16 protein-coding genes are annotated in these 15,896 nt (G+C 74.7%); 8 read left to right on the top strand and 8 right to left on the bottom strand.

The window, feature by feature from the left end; translation table 11 throughout:
• Window positions 1-42: 42 nt before the first annotated feature.
• Window positions 43-315, top strand: coding sequence for a hypothetical protein (locus ACFY7E_RS15215; RefSeq protein ID WP_383438867.1), 273 nt, complete (start codon window positions 43-45; stop codon window positions 313-315).
• A gap of 125 nt (window positions 316-440) precedes the next feature.
• On the opposite strand, the gene ACFY7E_RS15210 is transcribed toward ACFY7E_RS15215, so the two are convergent.
• The 4 genes from ACFY7E_RS15210 to hmgA all read right to left on the bottom strand — a co-directional run bounded on the left by ACFY7E_RS15210 (window position 441) and on the right by hmgA (window position 5,079).
• The gene (locus ACFY7E_RS15210; RefSeq protein WP_389484815.1) at window positions 441-1,637 is read right to left on the bottom strand and encodes a CaiB/BaiF CoA transferase family protein; all 1,197 of its coding nucleotides are present in this window, start codon (window positions 1,635-1,637) and stop codon (window positions 441-443) included.
• 75 nt (window positions 1,638-1,712) lie between these two features.
• Window positions 1,713-2,942: a type ISP restriction/modification enzyme gene (locus tag ACFY7E_RS15205; RefSeq protein ID WP_389484813.1), complete on the bottom strand. Its 1,230-nt coding sequence runs from the start codon at window positions 2,940-2,942 to the stop codon at window positions 1,713-1,715.
• A 33-nt stretch (window positions 2,943-2,975) separates the two neighbouring features.
• Window positions 2,976-3,725, bottom strand: a complete 750-nt coding sequence (locus tag ACFY7E_RS15200; RefSeq protein WP_389484811.1) for a GntR family transcriptional regulator — start codon at window positions 3,723-3,725, stop codon at window positions 2,976-2,978.
• Window positions 3,726-3,765: 40 nt separating this feature from the next.
• On the bottom strand, window positions 3,766-5,079 hold the full coding sequence (gene hmgA, locus ACFY7E_RS15195) for a homogentisate 1,2-dioxygenase (protein WP_389484809.1): 1,314 nt from the start codon (window positions 5,077-5,079) through the stop codon (window positions 3,766-3,768).
• 177 nt (window positions 5,080-5,256) lie between these two features.
• On the opposite strand from hmgA, the gene ACFY7E_RS15190 reads away from it, so the two are divergent.
• Both ACFY7E_RS15190 and ACFY7E_RS15185 read left to right on the top strand, forming a co-directional pair.
• A complete protein-coding gene (locus tag ACFY7E_RS15190; protein ID WP_389484807.1) occupies window positions 5,257-5,991 on the top strand; it encodes a TetR family transcriptional regulator in 735 nt (244 codons plus the stop codon).
• Window positions 5,992-6,162: 171 nt separating this feature from the next.
• Complete coding sequence (locus ACFY7E_RS15185; protein ID WP_389484974.1) at window positions 6,163-7,545, top strand: CitMHS family transporter; 1,383 nt, start codon at window positions 6,163-6,165, stop codon at window positions 7,543-7,545.
• Window positions 7,546-7,561: 16 nt separating this feature from the next.
• Here ACFY7E_RS15185 and ACFY7E_RS15180 read toward each other — a convergent pair whose 3' ends face one another.
• Window positions 7,562-7,702: a hypothetical protein gene (locus tag ACFY7E_RS15180; RefSeq protein ID WP_389484805.1), complete on the bottom strand. Its 141-nt coding sequence runs from the start codon at window positions 7,700-7,702 to the stop codon at window positions 7,562-7,564.
• 84 nt (window positions 7,703-7,786) lie between these two features.
• On the opposite strand from ACFY7E_RS15180, the gene ACFY7E_RS15175 reads away from it, so the two are divergent.
• The 4 genes from ACFY7E_RS15175 to ACFY7E_RS15160 all read left to right on the top strand — a co-directional run bounded on the left by ACFY7E_RS15175 (window position 7,787) and on the right by ACFY7E_RS15160 (window position 12,261).
• Complete coding sequence (locus ACFY7E_RS15175) at window positions 7,787-8,509, top strand: hypothetical protein (RefSeq protein ID WP_389484803.1); 723 nt, start codon at window positions 7,787-7,789, stop codon at window positions 8,507-8,509.
• A 49-nt stretch (window positions 8,510-8,558) separates the two neighbouring features.
• Window positions 8,559-9,347 carry a class F sortase gene (locus ACFY7E_RS15170; RefSeq protein WP_389484801.1) on the top strand — a complete coding sequence of 263 codons (789 nt, stop codon included), beginning with the start codon at window positions 8,559-8,561 and terminating at the stop codon, window positions 9,345-9,347.
• A gap of 380 nt (window positions 9,348-9,727) precedes the next feature.
• Complete coding sequence (locus tag ACFY7E_RS15165; protein ID WP_389484799.1) at window positions 9,728-11,119, top strand: aldehyde dehydrogenase family protein; 1,392 nt, start codon at window positions 9,728-9,730, stop codon at window positions 11,117-11,119.
• Window positions 11,120-11,172: 53 nt separating this feature from the next.
• Complete coding sequence (locus tag ACFY7E_RS15160; protein ID WP_389484797.1) at window positions 11,173-12,261, top strand: Zn-dependent alcohol dehydrogenase; 1,089 nt, start codon at window positions 11,173-11,175, stop codon at window positions 12,259-12,261.
• Window positions 12,262-12,304: 43 nt separating this feature from the next.
• On the opposite strand, the gene ACFY7E_RS15155 is transcribed toward ACFY7E_RS15160, so the two are convergent.
• The gene (locus ACFY7E_RS15155; protein WP_389484795.1) at window positions 12,305-13,006 is read right to left on the bottom strand and encodes a DsbA family protein; all 702 of its coding nucleotides are present in this window, start codon (window positions 13,004-13,006) and stop codon (window positions 12,305-12,307) included.
• A gap of 46 nt (window positions 13,007-13,052) precedes the next feature.
• Window positions 13,053-13,991: a DMT family transporter gene (locus ACFY7E_RS15150; RefSeq protein WP_389484793.1), complete on the bottom strand. Its 939-nt coding sequence runs from the start codon at window positions 13,989-13,991 to the stop codon at window positions 13,053-13,055.
• A gap of 129 nt (window positions 13,992-14,120) precedes the next feature.
• Between ACFY7E_RS15150 and ACFY7E_RS15145 the strand changes: the two genes are divergently transcribed.
• Entirely contained in the window at window positions 14,121-14,789 is a 669-nt protein-coding gene (locus tag ACFY7E_RS15145; protein WP_389484791.1) for a TetR/AcrR family transcriptional regulator, read from the top strand.
• A gap of 36 nt (window positions 14,790-14,825) precedes the next feature.
• Here ACFY7E_RS15145 and ACFY7E_RS15140 read toward each other — a convergent pair whose 3' ends face one another.
• Window positions 14,826-15,740 (bottom strand): DMT family transporter, encoded by a 915-nt coding sequence (locus ACFY7E_RS15140; protein WP_389484788.1) that lies wholly within the window; start codon window positions 15,738-15,740, stop codon window positions 14,826-14,828.
• Between the last annotated feature and the right edge of the window lie 156 nt (window positions 15,741-15,896).

The following is a 15,896-nucleotide window of genomic DNA, read 5'->3' as shown; positions in this document are numbered from 1 at the left end:
AACCTGCCCGGGTCGGGTGCCCTTGTACGGGTGGGGAGTGACATGGAACAGATAGCAATGCGCAGCAGGCCGCGAGTGCCTGCCATCACCTGCGGGAGCAGCGCGACCAGTTCGCGGCTCGACCGTCACCTCGCGGTGCTCGGCGGACCCGCCGTGCCCCAGCGCGAGGTGGCCGAGGCGACCCTGCTGATGCGGGAACTGACGACGCGTACGCGCGAGACACCGGTGCACGGCCACCGCAGCCGCAGCGCCCGGGTCTCGCTCTTCGCACCGCTCCGCCGGCTCCGCCGCTCCCTCTTCGGCACCCGCCGCTAGCCCGCCCGGGGCCCGCTGCCCGTACGGCCCCGACCACGACTCCGCCGGACGTGTCCCCGCCCGTCCGGCGTTCGTCGTGTCCGTACCACCGTCCCCTCGTGACGGCCCGGGTCCGACCGGTCCCCTCAGGCCACCACGCCCGCGTTCCTGAGTTCCTTCACCTCCGTCTCCCGCAGACCGAGTTCGGCGAGCACCTCGTCCGTGTCCTGCCCGAGGGCCGGGATCCGGTCCATCCGCGGCTCCGGCGCGTCCGGGAACACGATCGGCGGCAGCAGCGTCCGCAGCGGTCCGACCGGCGACTCCACCTCCCGCCACCGGTCACGGGCCGTCAGCTGCGGATGGTCCGCGAGCTCCGCCACCGAGTTGAGCCGCGCGCAGGCGATGCCCGCCGCGTCGAGCCGGGCCAGCGCCCCCTCCGTCGTCAGCGGGGCCAGCGCCTCCGCGACCACCGCGTCCGTCGCCGCGCGCCCCGCCACCCGCGCCGCGTTCGTCGCGAAGGCCGGGTCGTCGGCGAGACCGGGCCGGCCGAGCACCCGCTCGGCGAGCCGCCGCCACTCCCGGTCGTTCTGCACGGAGAGCAGCACCAGGCCCCCGTCCGCCGTCGGATAGGCGTCGTACGGGGCGATCACCGCGTGCGCGAGCCCCGTGCGCGCCGGGGCCGCGCCCCCGTGCGTCCCGTGGTGCAGGGGGTGCCCCATCCACTCGGCGAGCGAGTCGAGGAGGGAGACCTCCACCGGCCCGCCCCGGCCGGTCGCGCCGCGCCGCACGAGCGCGGCGAGGACGCCCGAGAAGGCGTACATCCCGGCGGCGATGTCGGCCGCCGGGATGCCCGACTTGACGGGCCGCTCCGGGGTGCCGGTCACCGACACCAGGCCCGCCTCGCACTGGACGAGCATGTCGTAGGCCCGCCGGTGCGCGTACGGCCCCTCCGCCCCGTACCCCGAGACGTCCACCGCGATCAGCCGCGGGTGCGCGGCGCACAGGGTGGCGGCGTCGAGGCCGAGGCGGGCCGCCGCGCCCTGCGCGAGGTTCTGCACGAAGACATCGGCCCCGGCCGTCATCCGCCGGACGAGGGCCAGGCCCCGGGGGTCCTTGAGGTCGATCGCCACCGACTCCTTGCCGCGGTTGCACCACACGAAGTGGGAGGCCAGGCCCCGGGCGGCGGTGTCGTACCCGCGGGCGAAGTCGCCGCCGTCGGGGCGCTCGACCTTGACGACGCGGGCGCCGAGGTCGGCGAGCTGGCGGGTGGCGAAGGGCGCGGCGACCGCCTGCTCGACGGCGACGACCGTGATCCCTTCGAGGGGGAGTGGCTGAGTGCTCATGACCGCCCTGCCTACCCTGCCGGACCGGCCCTTGTCACCAGGGGACGCGTCACCCCCGGCCGGCCCCGCCTCCGGTCACAGGAGCATGAACTGCCCCTCCGGGCCCTCCTCCCGGTGGTCCAGTACGGACGCGGGGCGGCGGGCCCGGGCGGGTGGCGGCAGTATTCCGGCGGCGCGCAGCGCCCTCGCGCCCTCCGCCGCCCCCGGCGTCCCGGCCGCCCGTGCCGCGAAGGCCGCCCGCTCCGGCTCCCGCGCCCCGAGCAGCGCGAGCACGGTGATCAGGTCGAGCAGCTCCGAGGTCCACTCCTGCGGCCAGGCGGCCGGTCCGATCGCCTCCAGGGAGCCGGGCTCCGCCGGAGCGGTCCGGTGCGCGAACCACTGCTCCAGGACCCGCGCGCCGCCCACCCGGAACTCCCAGGCCTCCGCCGGTACGGGGGAGATCCGGCCTCCGTCGAGGACCAGCGCCCCGTCCCCGGAGTCGTACGCCATCGTCGTCGGACGCGCCGGGACCGCCGCCCGCACGTAGGGGCGGCGGCCGCCCGGCAGGCGGGGCTTCGTCCCGCTCAGCGCGCCCCGCGCCTGCACGTCGAGGAGGTCCCGGCCGAGCGCCACGCCCGCCGCCCAGGCCTCCGGCCCGGCGGGGAGCGGGACGCGACAGCCGGCGGGGGAGGGGCGGACCGCCGCCACCGTCCACGCCAGCCAGTCACGGGCGTCGACCTCCCGCCCGTACCGCTCCCCGAGGAAGTCCAGGAGTCCGGGCGCGAGGTTGGGCTCGTGGCCGCCGGGGCGCCGGAACAGCGGCCGGATCCGGCCCGGACGGCCCGCCGTGGAGCGGCCCTCCGGCAGCGCGGCCGTCACCAGGAGCGAGGGCCCGGCCGCCCCCGGCGCGCACCCCTGCTCGACGGCGAACAGCTGCGGCTCCCCGGCGACCCGCCACAGCTCCGGCCGCGCGGTGTCGATCAGCCGGTGGTCGGGGAGCAGCCACTGCTCGTCGAACGGGCCGTGCGCCACCCGTACCGGCGCCGGGCAGGGTCCCGCCTCGCGCGCGAACCGCACGGTCCCGGTCCGCCGGCCGGGCAGCGCCGCCACCGCGCTCGCCGGGGTCCGCGCCCGGCTGGGCCGGAACAGCGCCTCCCGCTCGGCCCCCTCGGCGGCCACCAGCCGGTCCCAGCGGGTCCGCAGGGTCCGCGCGTCGGGGGCGACGATCCAGGAACGGCCCAGCCGCAGCGGGGCCACGGACCACGGCATCAACTCGTCGAGGAGGGGCGCGTCCTGCGGCCGGGCGTCATCCGTCACGCCCCGCATGCTAACGACCGCCGCCGGTGCGCCTCCAGGGCGTCAGTGGGCCTCGACCGTGACCGTGAAGGAGAAACGGTCGCCGCGGTAGCGGATGCGGGCCACGTCGACGACCCGGCCGTCCTCGTCGTAGGTCACGCCCGTGTAGTGCAGGATCGGGGAGAGCAGCGGGACCTGGAGCAGGCCCGCCGTCTCCGGATCGGCGAGACGGGCCTCGACCGTGTCCGTGATGCGGCTGATCCGCACCCCGACCACGTCCCGCAGCACCTTCGTCATCGGCCAGCGCTCCAGGTCCGCCGGGTCGATCGCGGCGGCGAGTTCGGGCAGCACCGCGTTCTCCGCCCAGTTCGTCGGCTCGCCGCTCTCCCCGTCGCTGCGCAGCCGCCGGTACGCCACGACCTCGGACACGCCGGGGAAGTACTCCGCGAGCTCCCCGGGCACCGGCTCGGTGCCGTGCCCGAGGACCGTCGTCCGCTCGCCCGACTGCTGGGCCACGATCGCGTCGATCGAACCCAGCAGCCGGCGCGGGCCGGCGCGGCGGGCACCCGGCTCGATGAAGGTGCCGCGCCGCCGGTGCCGGCTGATCAGGCCCTCCTCCTCCAGCTCCTTGAGGGCCTGGCGCATCGTCAGGACGCTCACGCCGTAGTGCGCGGCGAGCTGCTCCTCGGTGGGCAGCCGCAGCGGGGCGTCGGGCGTGCGGCCCAGTATCGAGGCGCGCAGCGACTGCGAGACCTGGTACCAGAGCGGCAGCTTGCGGTTCAGGACCAGCGAGTCGGGAGCGAAGGCGGTCACGGGTCCTCCGTACGGGGGCTACGGGCGTGCGGCCGGGACGTCACGCCCGGAAATGGCGCTCCAGACCCTGCCACACGTCGTCGTACCCCTTCTGCAGGTGGTCGGCGTCCGCGGCCTGCGGGGTCGCGGTCACCGGCCAGCGGGTCTCGAACATGAAGGCGAGCCCGTCGTCGATCTTCTGCGGCTTCAGCTCGGCGGCGCTCGCCCGGTCGAAGGTCTCCCGGTCGGGGCCGTGCGCCGACATCATGTTGTGCAGCGAGCCGCCGCCGGGAACGAAACCTTCGGCCTTGGCGTCGTACGCGCCCTCGATCAGGCCCATGTACTCGCTCATCACGTTCCGGTGGAAGTACGGCGGCCGGAAGGTGTCCTCGCCGACCAGCCAGCGCGGGGCGAAGGCCACGAAGTCCACGTTCGCGAGCCCCGGGGTGTCGGAGGGCGAGGTGAGCACCGTGAAGATCGACGGGTCGGGGTGGTCGTAGGAGATCGACCCGATGACGTTGAAGCGGTGCAGGTCGTAGACGTACGGGGTGTGGTTGCCGTGCCAGGCGACGACGTCGAGCGGGGAGTGCCCGTACGTCGCGGACCAGAGGTTGCCGCAGTACTTGTTGACCACCTCGACCGGGCCCTCGACGTCCTCGTAGGCGGCGACCGGGGCCCGGAAGTCCCGGGCGTTGGCCAGGCCGTTGGCGCCGATCGGGCCGAGGTCGGGGAGCTGGAAGGGGGCGCCGTAGTTCTCGCAGACGTAGCCGCGGGCGGTCTCGCCGAGCAGCTCGACGCGGAAGCGGACCCCGCGCGGGACCAGCGCGACCTCGCCGGGGCGGACGGCGAGCAGACCCAGCTCGGTGCGGAGCAGGAGACCGCCGCGCTCGGGGACGATCAGCAGCTCGCCGTCCGCGTCGCCGAAGACCCGCTCCATGGAGGCGTTGGCGTGGTAGAGGTGCACGGCCATGCCGGTGCGCTGGGTCGCGTCGCCGTTGCCGCCGAGCGTCCACAGGCCGGCCAGCCAGTCCGTGCCGGCCGCCGGGTCGGGCAGCGGGTTCCAGCGCAGCCGGTTGGGGTCGGGCACGGTCTCGGTGAAGGGGGCGCCGCGCAGCGCCCCGTTGGCGATCCGGGTGTACGGCGGGTGCGCGGCCGACGGGTGGATCCGGTAGAGCCAGGAGCGGCGGTTGTGCGCCCGCGGCTCGGTGAAGGCGCTGCCGCTGAGCTGCTCGGCGTAGAGGCCGAGGGGTGCGCGCTGCGGCGAGTTGCGGCCGTGCGGCAGCGCGCCGGGGACCGCCTCCGAGCTGTGCTCGTTGCCGAAACCGGTGCTGTAGGTGAGCGCCTCGGCCGTCTTCCTGGCCTGCTCCGTGGTCATCGCCCGCTCCTGTCCTGAGCCCGCAAGGGAATCCTATGGGAGACCGTAGGATTCCGCGCGCCTCCCGTCAACGGTGCGTCGGGGGGAAGCGGCCGGAAGGCGCCGGAAGGCACGAGGGGGTACGGGGAGGCGTCCGCGCCCGGGAACCGGCTTCGTCCGTCCCGCCGGAGCGGCATCATGGTCCCCGTGCCCCAGCCCCGCCCCCCGACCGCTCCGGCGCTGCGCCGCGCCCCCGTGCAGCGGCGCAGTGCCGAGCGGCTCGCCCGGATCCTCGACGCCTGCGCCGTGCTCCTCGACGAGACCGGGTACGAGCGGCTGAGCACCCGGGCCGTCGCCGCCCGCGCCGGTGTCCCCATCGGCTCCGTCTACCGCTTCTTCGGCAACAAGCGGGCGATGGTCGCGGCCCTCGCCCTCCGCAACCTCGACCGGTACGCCGAGCGGGTCTCCGAGCGGCTCGCCGCGACGCGGCCCCTCGACGCGTACGGGGCCATCGACGGCGTCCTCGACGAGTTCGTCGCGATGAAGCGGACCGTCCCGGGCTTCGCCCTCGTCGACTTCGGCGTGCCCGCCTCCGCGCCCGGGGAGGCCTCCGGCGGCGCCTCCGAGGAGGACTCCGGCGCCTTCGGCACCTCCGGCGGCGGAGAAGGTGGCGACAGGGGTGACGGCGGGAGTGGTTCGTGCGACGTGCCCGAGGATCCCAACCGGCTCGTCGCCGAGCGGATCTGCGGGCTCCTCGCCGCCCACCTGGGCCGCCCCGCCGACGAGGAGCTGCACCGGAAGGTGCTCGTCGGGGTCGAGACCGCCGACGCCCTCGTCCGGCTCGCCTTCCGCACGGACCCCGCCGGGGACCCGGCGCTCGTCGACGAGACCCGGCTCCTCCTCCACGCGTACCTGGCACCCTCTCTCTCGTAGGGGCCGCGCCGTACGGGGACCGCCGTGCCTCCAAGCCGTACCCCTCCATTGACCTGGGGTTTTGCTCGTATTGCTCACGCCTCGACACCTTGTTCGCGGAGGAAGGGGGCACCTACCGTCATCCGGACCGCCGCTCGGCGGCAGTTCAAAGGTGAACGTGAGGTGTCCTCCATGCTGACCGTCCTCGGCTTCGCCATGATCGCGACCTTCCTGGTCCTGATCATGACGAAGAAGATGTCGCCGATCGCGGCGCTCGTGCTGATCCCCGCGCTCTTCTGCGTCGCGGTCGGGCAGGGCGCCCGGCTCGGCGACTACGTCATCGACGGCGTCGGCAACCTGGCACCGACGGCCGCGATGCTGATGTTCGCGATCGTCTACTTCGGCGTCATGATCGACGTCGGTCTCTTCGACCCGATCGTGCGGGCCATCCTGCGCTTCTGCAGGGCCGATCCCCTGCGGATCGTCGTGGGCACCGCGGTGCTCGCCTCGATCGTCTCCCTGGACGGCGACGGCTCCACCACCTTCATGATCACCGTCTCGGCGATGTACCCGCTCTACAAGCGGCTCGGGATGAGCCCGGTCGTCCTGACCGGCGTCGCCGCCACCGCCAACGGCGTCATGAACACCCTGCCCTGGGGCGGCCCCACCGCCCGCGCCGCGACCGCCCTGAAACTGGACGCCGCCGACGTCTTCGTGCCGATGATCCCCGCCCTCGGCGTGGGCCTGCTCTTCGTCTTCTCCCTCGCGTACGTCCTCGGCCGCCGCGAGCGCGGGCGCGTCGGCCGCCTCGCGCTCGACGGGGCCCCGGTGCCGGAGACCGACGCGGTGCTGGTCGCGGTCGGCGGCGGGAACGGCGACAGGAAGACGGCCAGCCGCGGCGGCGCCGGTGCGGAGGAGGGGGACGACGGCGGGTTCCGGGGGCTCGACCCGGAGCGTGCCACGCTCCGGCCCCGGCTGTACTGGTTCAACGCCGGTCTGACGGTCGTGCTGCTCACCGCGATGATCCTCGAACTGCTGCCGATCCCGGTGCTGTTCCTCCTCGGCGCCGCCCTCGCGCTCACCGTCAACTACCCGGACATGGCCGATCAGAAGGCCCGCATCGCCGCCCACGCCGAGAACGTCCTCAACGTCTCCGGCATGGTCTTCGCCGCCGCCGTCTTCACCGGCGTCCTCACCGGTACGGGCATGGTCGAGCACATGGCGGACTGGCTCGTCGCCGCGATCCCCGAGGGCATGGGGCCGCACATGGGCCTGGTCACCGGTCTGCTGAGCCTCCCGCTCACCTACTTCATGTCGAACGACGGCTTCTACTTCGGCGTGCTGCCGGTCCTCGCGGAGGCGGGCGCCGCCCACGGCGTGTCGTCCCTGGAGATCGCCCGGGCGTCGATCGTCGGCCAGGCCCTGCACATGTCGAGCCCGCTGGTGCCGGCGGTGTACGTGCTCGTGGGCATGGCGAAGGTGGAGTTCGGCGACCACACCAGGTTCACGGTGAAGTGGGCCGCGCTGACCTCGCTGGTCGTCCTGGCGGCGGCGCTCCTCTTCGGGATCGTCTGAGGCGTCCGAGGGGTCGTCAGAAGCCGTCGGTAATCTGCCCGAAGCCCTGCCCGAAGCCCTGCCCGAAGTCCTGGTCGGAATCCGTCGGAGCCGTGGTGACCGGGCGGGTCCGGCGGTCTCTGGGCCGGACGGGCGACTCGGATATCGACACGGGCATGTCGCCACCTTCCGCAGTCATGCGATGTCTGATAGTCGGATTATCGGTTGAAACACCCGACATGTCCTTCCTGGAGGAACCCGCATGCCTGCTCGTGCTCTCCGCCCCCTCGCCGCCACCCTCGCGGCCACCGCCGCCTTCGGCGGCCTCGCCCTCGCCGGCGCCCCGTCCGCGTTCGCCGCACCCGGCGACAACGGCGACATCAAGATCCACAAGGTCGGCGCCCCCTACGGCGACCTGAACGACGAGGCGAGGGTCTGCAAGTTCTACCTCGCGGCCTTCAACTTCGACATCCTCGACGAGGTCAGCTGGGAGATCACCCCGCAGCCGCCCCGCCCGGAGGTCCCCAGCCTCACCGGCCGCGTCGCGCTGAACACCGGGATGGGCCACAGCAGCCCTCTGACGCTGCCCGAGGGCCAGTACCGGGTCACCTGGACCTACCCGGGCGCGGCCGCCCTCGGCAGGCAGAAGGTCTTCACCGTCGACTGCCACGGCAACGGTCAGGGCGGACGGCCGGGCAACGGGTCGAACCACGGCAGCAACAACGCCGGCAACCACGAGAACAACGGCAACCACAACGGCAACAACAACGGCAACGACAACGGCAACGACAACTGGTCCGGCAGCGGCCAGGGCCGGCCTCCGCAGGGCGCGGTGGGCGCGGGCGGCGGCGGCAGCGTGGAGCTCGCCGCGTCCGAGGACTCCTCCGCCTTCGGTGTCGGCGCGGCCGTCGCCGCCGGTCTCGCCGGCACGGCCGGACTGGTCATGATCCGCCGCTCGCGCCGCCGCAACGATGGCGCCGCGTAGGTCCCGCATCACGCGCAGGCGACGGCGCCTGTTCCGGCTCGCCAGGACCGTGACGGCGGTCGTGGTCCTGCTGGTCGGGGGCTTCTGGTGGGCGGGTGACGAGGAGCCCTCCGCCCCGCCCCTCGCCTCCGCCCCGGCCGCTTCCGGCGAGGCCGCTTCCGGTGAGGCCGGCGGCGCCGGGGCGGAAGGAGTGCCGCGGGAAGGGGCGGGGGCGGCGGCCGGAGCGCCGGCCGCCCTGGACCACGGGGCGAAACCCGAGGCCCCGTCGGAGGGCGTACCCCCTTCGAAGAGCGTCCCCTCGCCGAAGGCCACTCCCTCGCCGAAGGCCGTACCCCGGTCGAAGGACACGTCCGGGCAGGCGGCCGCGCCGCTTCCCCGCTCGCGTCCCACCACCGTCGCCGTCCCGGCCATCACCATCGAGGCGCCCGTGACCGACCTCGGCCTGGACGCCGCGGGACGGCTCGCCGCCCCGCCGGTCGACAACCCCAGGGTCGTCGGCTGGTACGCCAAGGGGCCCACCCCGGGCGAGCGCGGGACCGCCGTCGTCGTCGGTCACCGCGACACCCGCACCGGACCCGCGGTCTTCCTCAACCTCGGCGTGCTCAACCCCGGCAACACCGTCCGGATCGCCCGCGCCGACGGCAAGGTCGCCGTCTTCACGGTCGACCGCGTCAAGACGTACGCCAAGGACGACTTCCCCGACAAGGAGGTGTACGGCGCCACCGGGCGGCCCGAACTGCGGCTGCTCACCTGCGGCGGTTCCTTCGACCGCAAGACGGGTTACGACGCCAACATCGTCGTCTTCGCCCACCTCACCGACATCGCCCAGAAGATCTGACGCCCCCGGGGCGCGAGACCTCCTGGGCCCGCAGCACCGGAACGTCCGGCCGACGGATCCCAGCCGCTCCGTCGGCCTCCCCTCCCCGCCGCGTCCGGCGGGCCGCGCCGCCCGGCGCGCGCCCCGCCGGACGCGGCGGCGTGTCCGGACGGGCGCCCGCCGCCCGGCGAGGCGGAACCGCCCGGATCCGGCGCCCTCGCCTGTCCGGTCCCGCCATGGACGGCGCCGGGCCCGGGACGGCACGATCGGCTCCGTACCGAAACCCCCGGACCGGTCCCGGTACTGAGACCCGGGGCACGCCCCGTCACCCTGGCGCCGGAAAACTAACGGCGCTAGTTTGGGTGGGCGACGAACCCGTCGGTAACGTGAGGAGACAGCGGATGAAGGCGCACGACGCGATGTACATCGGCGGGGAGTGGCGCCCCGCCTCCTCCACGGAGACCATCCCGGTGCTCAACCCGGCGGACGAGCAGGTCGTCGGCCACGTCCCGGCCGGCACCGCCGAGGACGTCGACGCCGCCGTCCGCGCCGCCCGCGCCGCGCTGCCCGGCTGGGCCGCCACCCCGCCCGCCGAGCGCTCCGCCCGCATCGCCGCCCTGCGCGACGCGCTCGCCGCCCGCGCGGAGGAGATCGCCGCCACCGTCACCGCCGAACTCGGCGCCCCGCCGCAGCTCGCCGCCGCCGTCCACGCCGGACTGCCGATCGCCGTCGCCGGCACGTACGCCGAACTCGCCGCCACCCACCCCTTCGAGGAGAAGGTCGGCAACTCCACCGTCTACGCCGAGCCGGTCGGCGTCGTCGCCGCGATCACCCCCTGGAACTACCCGCTCCACCAGATCGTCGCCAAGGTCGCCCCGGCCCTCGCCGCCGGCTGCACCACCGTCCTCAAGCCCGCCGAGGACACCCCGCTCACCGCGCAGCTCTTCGCCGAGGCCGTCCACGAGGCGGGCCTGCCCGCCGGCGTCTTCAACCTGGTCACCGGCCTCGGCCCGGTCGCGGGCCAGGCCCTCGCCGAGCACCCGGACGTCGACCTGGTCTCCTTCACCGGCTCCACCGCCGTCGGCCGCCGCATCGGCGCCCTCGCGGGCGGCGCGGTCAAGCGGGTCGCCCTCGAACTCGGCGGCAAGTCCGCCAACGTGATCCTGCCGAGCGCCGACCTCCCCAGGGCCGTCGCCGTCGGCGTCGCCAACGTCATGTCCAACTCCGGCCAGGCGTGCAGCGCCTGGAGCCGCATGCTGATCCCCGCCGACCGGTACGAGGAGGCCGTGGCGCTCGCCGCCGAGGCCGTCGCCAAGTACGTCCCCGGCGAGCGCATCGGCCCGCTGGTCAACGCCAAGCAGCAGGAGCGCGTGCGCGGCTACATCGAGAAGGGGATCGAGGAGGGCGCCCGGCTCGTCGCCGGCGGCCCCGAGGCCCCGCGCGAGACCGGCTACTACGTCTCCCCGACCGTCTTCGCCGACGTCACCCCGGACATGACCATCGCCCAGGAGGAGATCTTCGGACCCGTCGTCTCGCTCCTGCGGTACGAGGACGAGGAGGAGGCCCTCGCCATCGCCAACGGCACCGTCTACGGCCTCGCCGGAGCCGTCTGGGGCGACCCCGAGGAGGCCGTCGCCTTCGCCCGCCGCATGGAGACCGGCCAGGTCGACATCAACGGCGGCCGCTTCAACCCGCGCGCCCCCTTCGGCGGCTACAAGCAGTCCGGCGTCGGCCGGGAGCTGGGCGCGCACGGCCTCGCCGAGTACCTCCAGACCAAGTCCCTGCAGTTCTGAGCCCGTTCGCCCCCCCCGCAGTCCCGAGTCCCGAGTCCCGAGGAGCACCGCACGTGAGCCCGATCCGCGCCGCCGTCCTGCCCGCCGTCGGTGCTCCGCTGGAGATAACCGACATCGAGCTCCCGGAGCCCGGCCCCGGCCAGGTCCGGGTCCGCCTCGCCGCCGCCGGCGTGTGCCACTCCGACCTCTCCCTCTCCAACGGCACCATGCGCGTGCCGGTCCCGGCCGTCCTCGGCCACGAGGGCGCCGGCACCGTCGTCTCCGTCGGCGAGGGCGTCACGCACCTCGCCCCGGGCGACGGGGTCGTCCTCAACTGGGCGCCCTCCTGCGGCACCTGTCATCCCTGCTCGCTCGGCGAGGTCTGGCTCTGCGCCGACGCCCTGACCGGCGCGGGCAACGTCCACGCCCGCACCCAGGACGGCACCGAGCTCCATCCGGGCCTCAACGTCGCCGCCTTCGCGGAGGAGACGGTCGTCGCCGCCCGCTGCGTCCTGCCCGTGCCCGACGGCGTCCCGCTCGCCGACGCCGCCCTGCTCGGCTGCGCCGTCCTCACCGGCTGGGGCGCGGTCCACCACTCCGCCCGGGTCCGGGAGGGCGAGACCGTCGCGGTGTTCGGCGTCGGGGGCGTGGGCCTCGCCACCCTCCAGGCCGCCCGGATCGCGGGCGCCTCGACGATCGTCGCCGTGGACGTCTCCCCGGAGAAGGAGGCCCTCGCGAGGGCGGCCGGAGCCACCGAGTACCTCGTCGCCTCCGCCACCACGGCGAAGGACGTCCGGAGGCTGACCGGCGGCCACGGCGTCGACGCGGCCGTGGAGTGCGTGGGCCGCGCCGTCACCATCCGCACCGCCTGGGAGTCCACCCGGCGCGGCGGCCGGACCACGGTCGTCGGCATCGGCGGCAAGGACCAGCAGGTCACCTTCAACGCGCTGGAGATCTTCCACTGGGGCCGCACCCTGGCCGGCTGCGTCTACGGCAACTCCAACCCGGCCGTGGACCTGCCCGTCCTCGCCGAGCACATCCGGGCCGGACGGTTCGACCTGGGCTCCCTCGTCACCGAGCGGATCACCCTGGACGGCATCCCCGGCGCCTTCGACAACATGCTCGCGGGCAAGGGCGGCCGGGCCCTGGTCGTCTTCTCCTGAGACCCGTACGGGGTCCCGGCCGGGGGCCGCCGTTCCGGCGCGGTCACCCGGCGGCGGCCCGCAGCAGGATGTCCTCGTACACCTTCGGGTCGTCGGAGGCGATCACCGGCCAGCCGATGCCGTACGCCCCCTCCCAGCGCACGTCGATGCCGGGGTTGGCGTGGTCGGAGCCGTCGGACAGGAACAGGTGGGGGCTGCAGTCGACGCGGTCCGTACGGGAGAGCGCGGCCTGGTCCGAGAGCGCCCGGCGGGCCCTCCCGTCGTCCAGCGCCCCGGCGAGGGCGTCGACGTCCACCGCGCCGGTCTCCGCGGCCACGTCCAGGATCACCTTGCGGTGGCTGACGCACCGCGACTCGGCCCAGAAGGCCCGGCGCAGCCCGAGGTCGAGCTGTTCCGAGGCGCGCGGGCCCTGCTCCTTCGCGGCGAGGACCGCCTCCAGGGCGGGCAGCGTCGTCGAGGGGTACAGCCAGTCCTTGGCCTGCCACAGCTGCCAGCCGGCGGCCGGCTCCAGAGCGGCCATCCGGGCCACCTCGCTGTCCGTGCCGGGACGCGGGCTCGGGGCGTCGTTCAGCAGCTCCAGCGGGAAGGCGCGCAGGTCGAAGGAGACCCGCTCCTCCAGGCCGAGCCGGGCCCGGGTGGTGTGCAGCCGGTGGACGGCGATGTGCGCGAAGGAGCACCAGATGTCGGAGAAGACGGTGACGACCCCGGGCGGCGGAGTCGGATCGGTCGGGGCGGCGTCGGGCATGGTTCTCCTCGATTCGTGTGCGGCGGAGCGGATGTCCGGCCCGGGATCAGGCGAGCTGGATGGTCAGGGAACCGGCGATCAGCAGGGCGAGGCCCAGGGCGCGCGGCCCGGTGAGGGAGCGCCGCGGCAGCTTGAACAGGCCCTTGTGGTCGATGAGGGCGGAGGTGAGCTGCTGGCCCGTCACGGTGAGGGCGACGGTCACCGCCGCGCCGATGGACGGGATGAGCAGGAAGGTGCCGGTGACGTAGGCGGCGGCGCAGGCGCCACCGAGCCAGCCCCACCAGGGCATCCTCTTCAGCGGGGCGATCCCGGGCTTCGGGGTGCGCCGCGTCGCGCAGAGCACGAGCAGGACGACGGCGATGGTGAAGGTCGCCACGGCGAAGCTGATCACCGCGACGGTGAGGGGCTCCTCGATCCGGGCGCGCAGCCGGGCGTTGACCGCGCCCTGGACCGGCAGCACGCCGCCGGCCACGACGCCGAGGGCGAGCCGGCCGGCGCGGCCGGCGCTCGACGTCGCGGGAGCGCCGGCGGGGGCCGCCGCCTTCATGCCCCGGATGATCACGACGATGCCCGCGAGGACCGCCACGGCGCCCAGGACGATGCCGACGCCGAACTCCTTCCGCTCCAGGCCGAGGAGGCCGAAGAGGTCGAGCGCGAGCGAGGCGAACATCTGGCCGGTGACGAAGAGCCCGACGGCGGCGAGGGCGCCGAGCCGGGGGAAGAGCAGGATGCCGCTGGTGATGTAGAGCGGGCTGGCGAGCCCCCCGAGCAGTTGCCAGGGTTCGACGTCGGGCAGCCTGCCGAGCGCGCCGAGCGCGCCGGCCGCCGCGGCGAGGACGACGAGCAGGCCGGTGGCGACACCGAGCTGGAGGGTCGAGGCGCCGTAGGGGGTGCCGACGGCCGCGTTGAGCCGGAGGTTCACCGAGGCCTGGACGGCCAGCAGGCAGCCGACCAGCAGGGCCGCGGCGAGGAGCGCGATGTGCATGGGATCTCCCCAGGGCGGGATGGCGATCAGTAAGTGGACGGTGCGTCCGTTTAGGATGCCATCCAGCGTGTCAAATGGACAAGGTGTCCACTTGTGTGGGGGAAACGTGAGGGAAGTAGGGTCGGGCCCATGAGCGACGACGAGCGGCGGGGCGGCGGAGCCGGCTCCGCGCACCGGGTCGACGGTCTCCTCGGCGACCTCCAGGCCGTGGACGAGCGGCCGGTCGCCCCGCGCAGACGCGCGGACGCCGAGCGGAACCGCGCCCAGATCCTGGCCGCGGCCGAGGGGCTCTTCGCCGAACATGACCCCCGGTCGGTCACCATGGACCGGATCGCCAAGGCCGCCGGGGTGGGCCGCGCCACGCTGTACCGGAGCTTCCCCGATCCGTCCTCGGTCGCCGTGGCGCTGCTCGACGAGCACGAGCGCCGGCTCCAGGGGCAGCTCGTCCACGGGCCCCCGCCGCTCGGGCCCGGCGCGCCGGCGGGGGAGCGGCTCGCGGCGTTCTACCTGGCGATGCTCGACCTCCTCGAACGGCACCTGCCGCTGGCCCTGGGGGCCGAGACGGGTCCGGCGCGCTTCCGGACGGGCGCGTACGGCTTCTGGCGCGTGCACGTCCGGACGCTCCTCGTCGACCACGGGGTCGAGGACCCGGACCCGTTGACCGACATCGCGCTCAGCCCGCTGTCCCCGGAGCTGTTCCGGTTCCAGCGGCACGAACTCGGCCTGTCGGCCGAACGCGTCGGCCGCTCGCTGACGGCCTTCGCCCGCCAGCTGCTGCGGTCGGGGGAGGGGCGCTGACGGCGCCCCCCGGTGGGGACGCCGGGGCGGGCCCCGTCAGGCGGACCCGGCCGTTCCGGGGGCGGCGGAACGGCGTGGCCGGGAACGGGACACGGCCACGCCCGCGAGGCACAGCACGCCCCCGGCGAGGGTGAGCGGCCCGGGCAGTTCGCCCAGGAACGCCCAGGCGAGCAGCACCACGAGGGCGGGCACGGCGTACGTCGTCGCGCCCATCCGCCCGGCGGTCGTACGGGCCAGGGCGTAGGCCCAGGTCGTGAACGCGAGAGCGGTCGGGAACACCCCGAGGTAGACCATGTTCAGGGTCGCCGACAGCGGCGCCCGCCCCACCTCCCCGACCAGTTGCCCGGCGAACGGCAGGCACGCCACCGCCCCCACCAGGCACCCGAACGTCGTCACCTGGAGCGCGCTGCCGTGCGCGAGCGCCGGCTTCTGGGCGACGACCCCGCCCGCGTACGCCACCGCCGCGAGCAGGCAGAGCGCGACCCCCAGCACCGAGGCGTGGCCGCCGGAGGAGCCCCGGGACATCGAGAGGCCGACGGTCACCGCGCCCGCGAACGACACCGCCATGCCCGCGAGCAGCCGGGGCGGCAGGGACTCCCCGAGGAACCGCGCGCCGAGCAGGGCGATCAGGATCGGCCCGACGTTCACGACCATCGCGGCCGTGCCCGCGTCGACCTCCTGCTCGCCCCAGTTGAGCACCACCATGTACACCCCGAACCAGAGCAGCCCCGAGATCGCGATCCCCGGCCGGGCGGCTCTGGGCGGCAGCCCCTCCCGTCGCACCAGGAGGACGGCGCCGAGGACCAGGGCCCCGGAGAGGAGCCGTCCGAGCGCGAGCGCGCCGGGGGAGTAGGCGGCACCCGCGCTGCGGATGGAGACGAAGGCGGAGGCCCACAGGACGACGGTGACGCCGGCGGCGACGAGCGCGAGCCGGGAGGACGGTTTCTGCATGCCCCGACGGTAGGCGGCGGACCGTTCGGCCCTCACCGCAATATCCGTGAGGGTGGGAGGGGGAGCGGGGAAGCGACCCCCGGCCCCCCGGTCCCGACCCTCGGCCCTGGTCCCCGGCCCCGACTCCCGGCCCTGGCCTCCGGTCCCGGCCCTCGG

This window comes from Streptomyces sp. NPDC012825 (genome assembly GCF_042900925.1).
Classification (GTDB): domain Bacteria; phylum Actinomycetota; class Actinomycetes; order Streptomycetales; family Streptomycetaceae; genus Streptomyces.
Note: the sequence above shows the minus strand (reverse complement) of the source record. Positions and strands in the feature narration are given on the sequence as shown.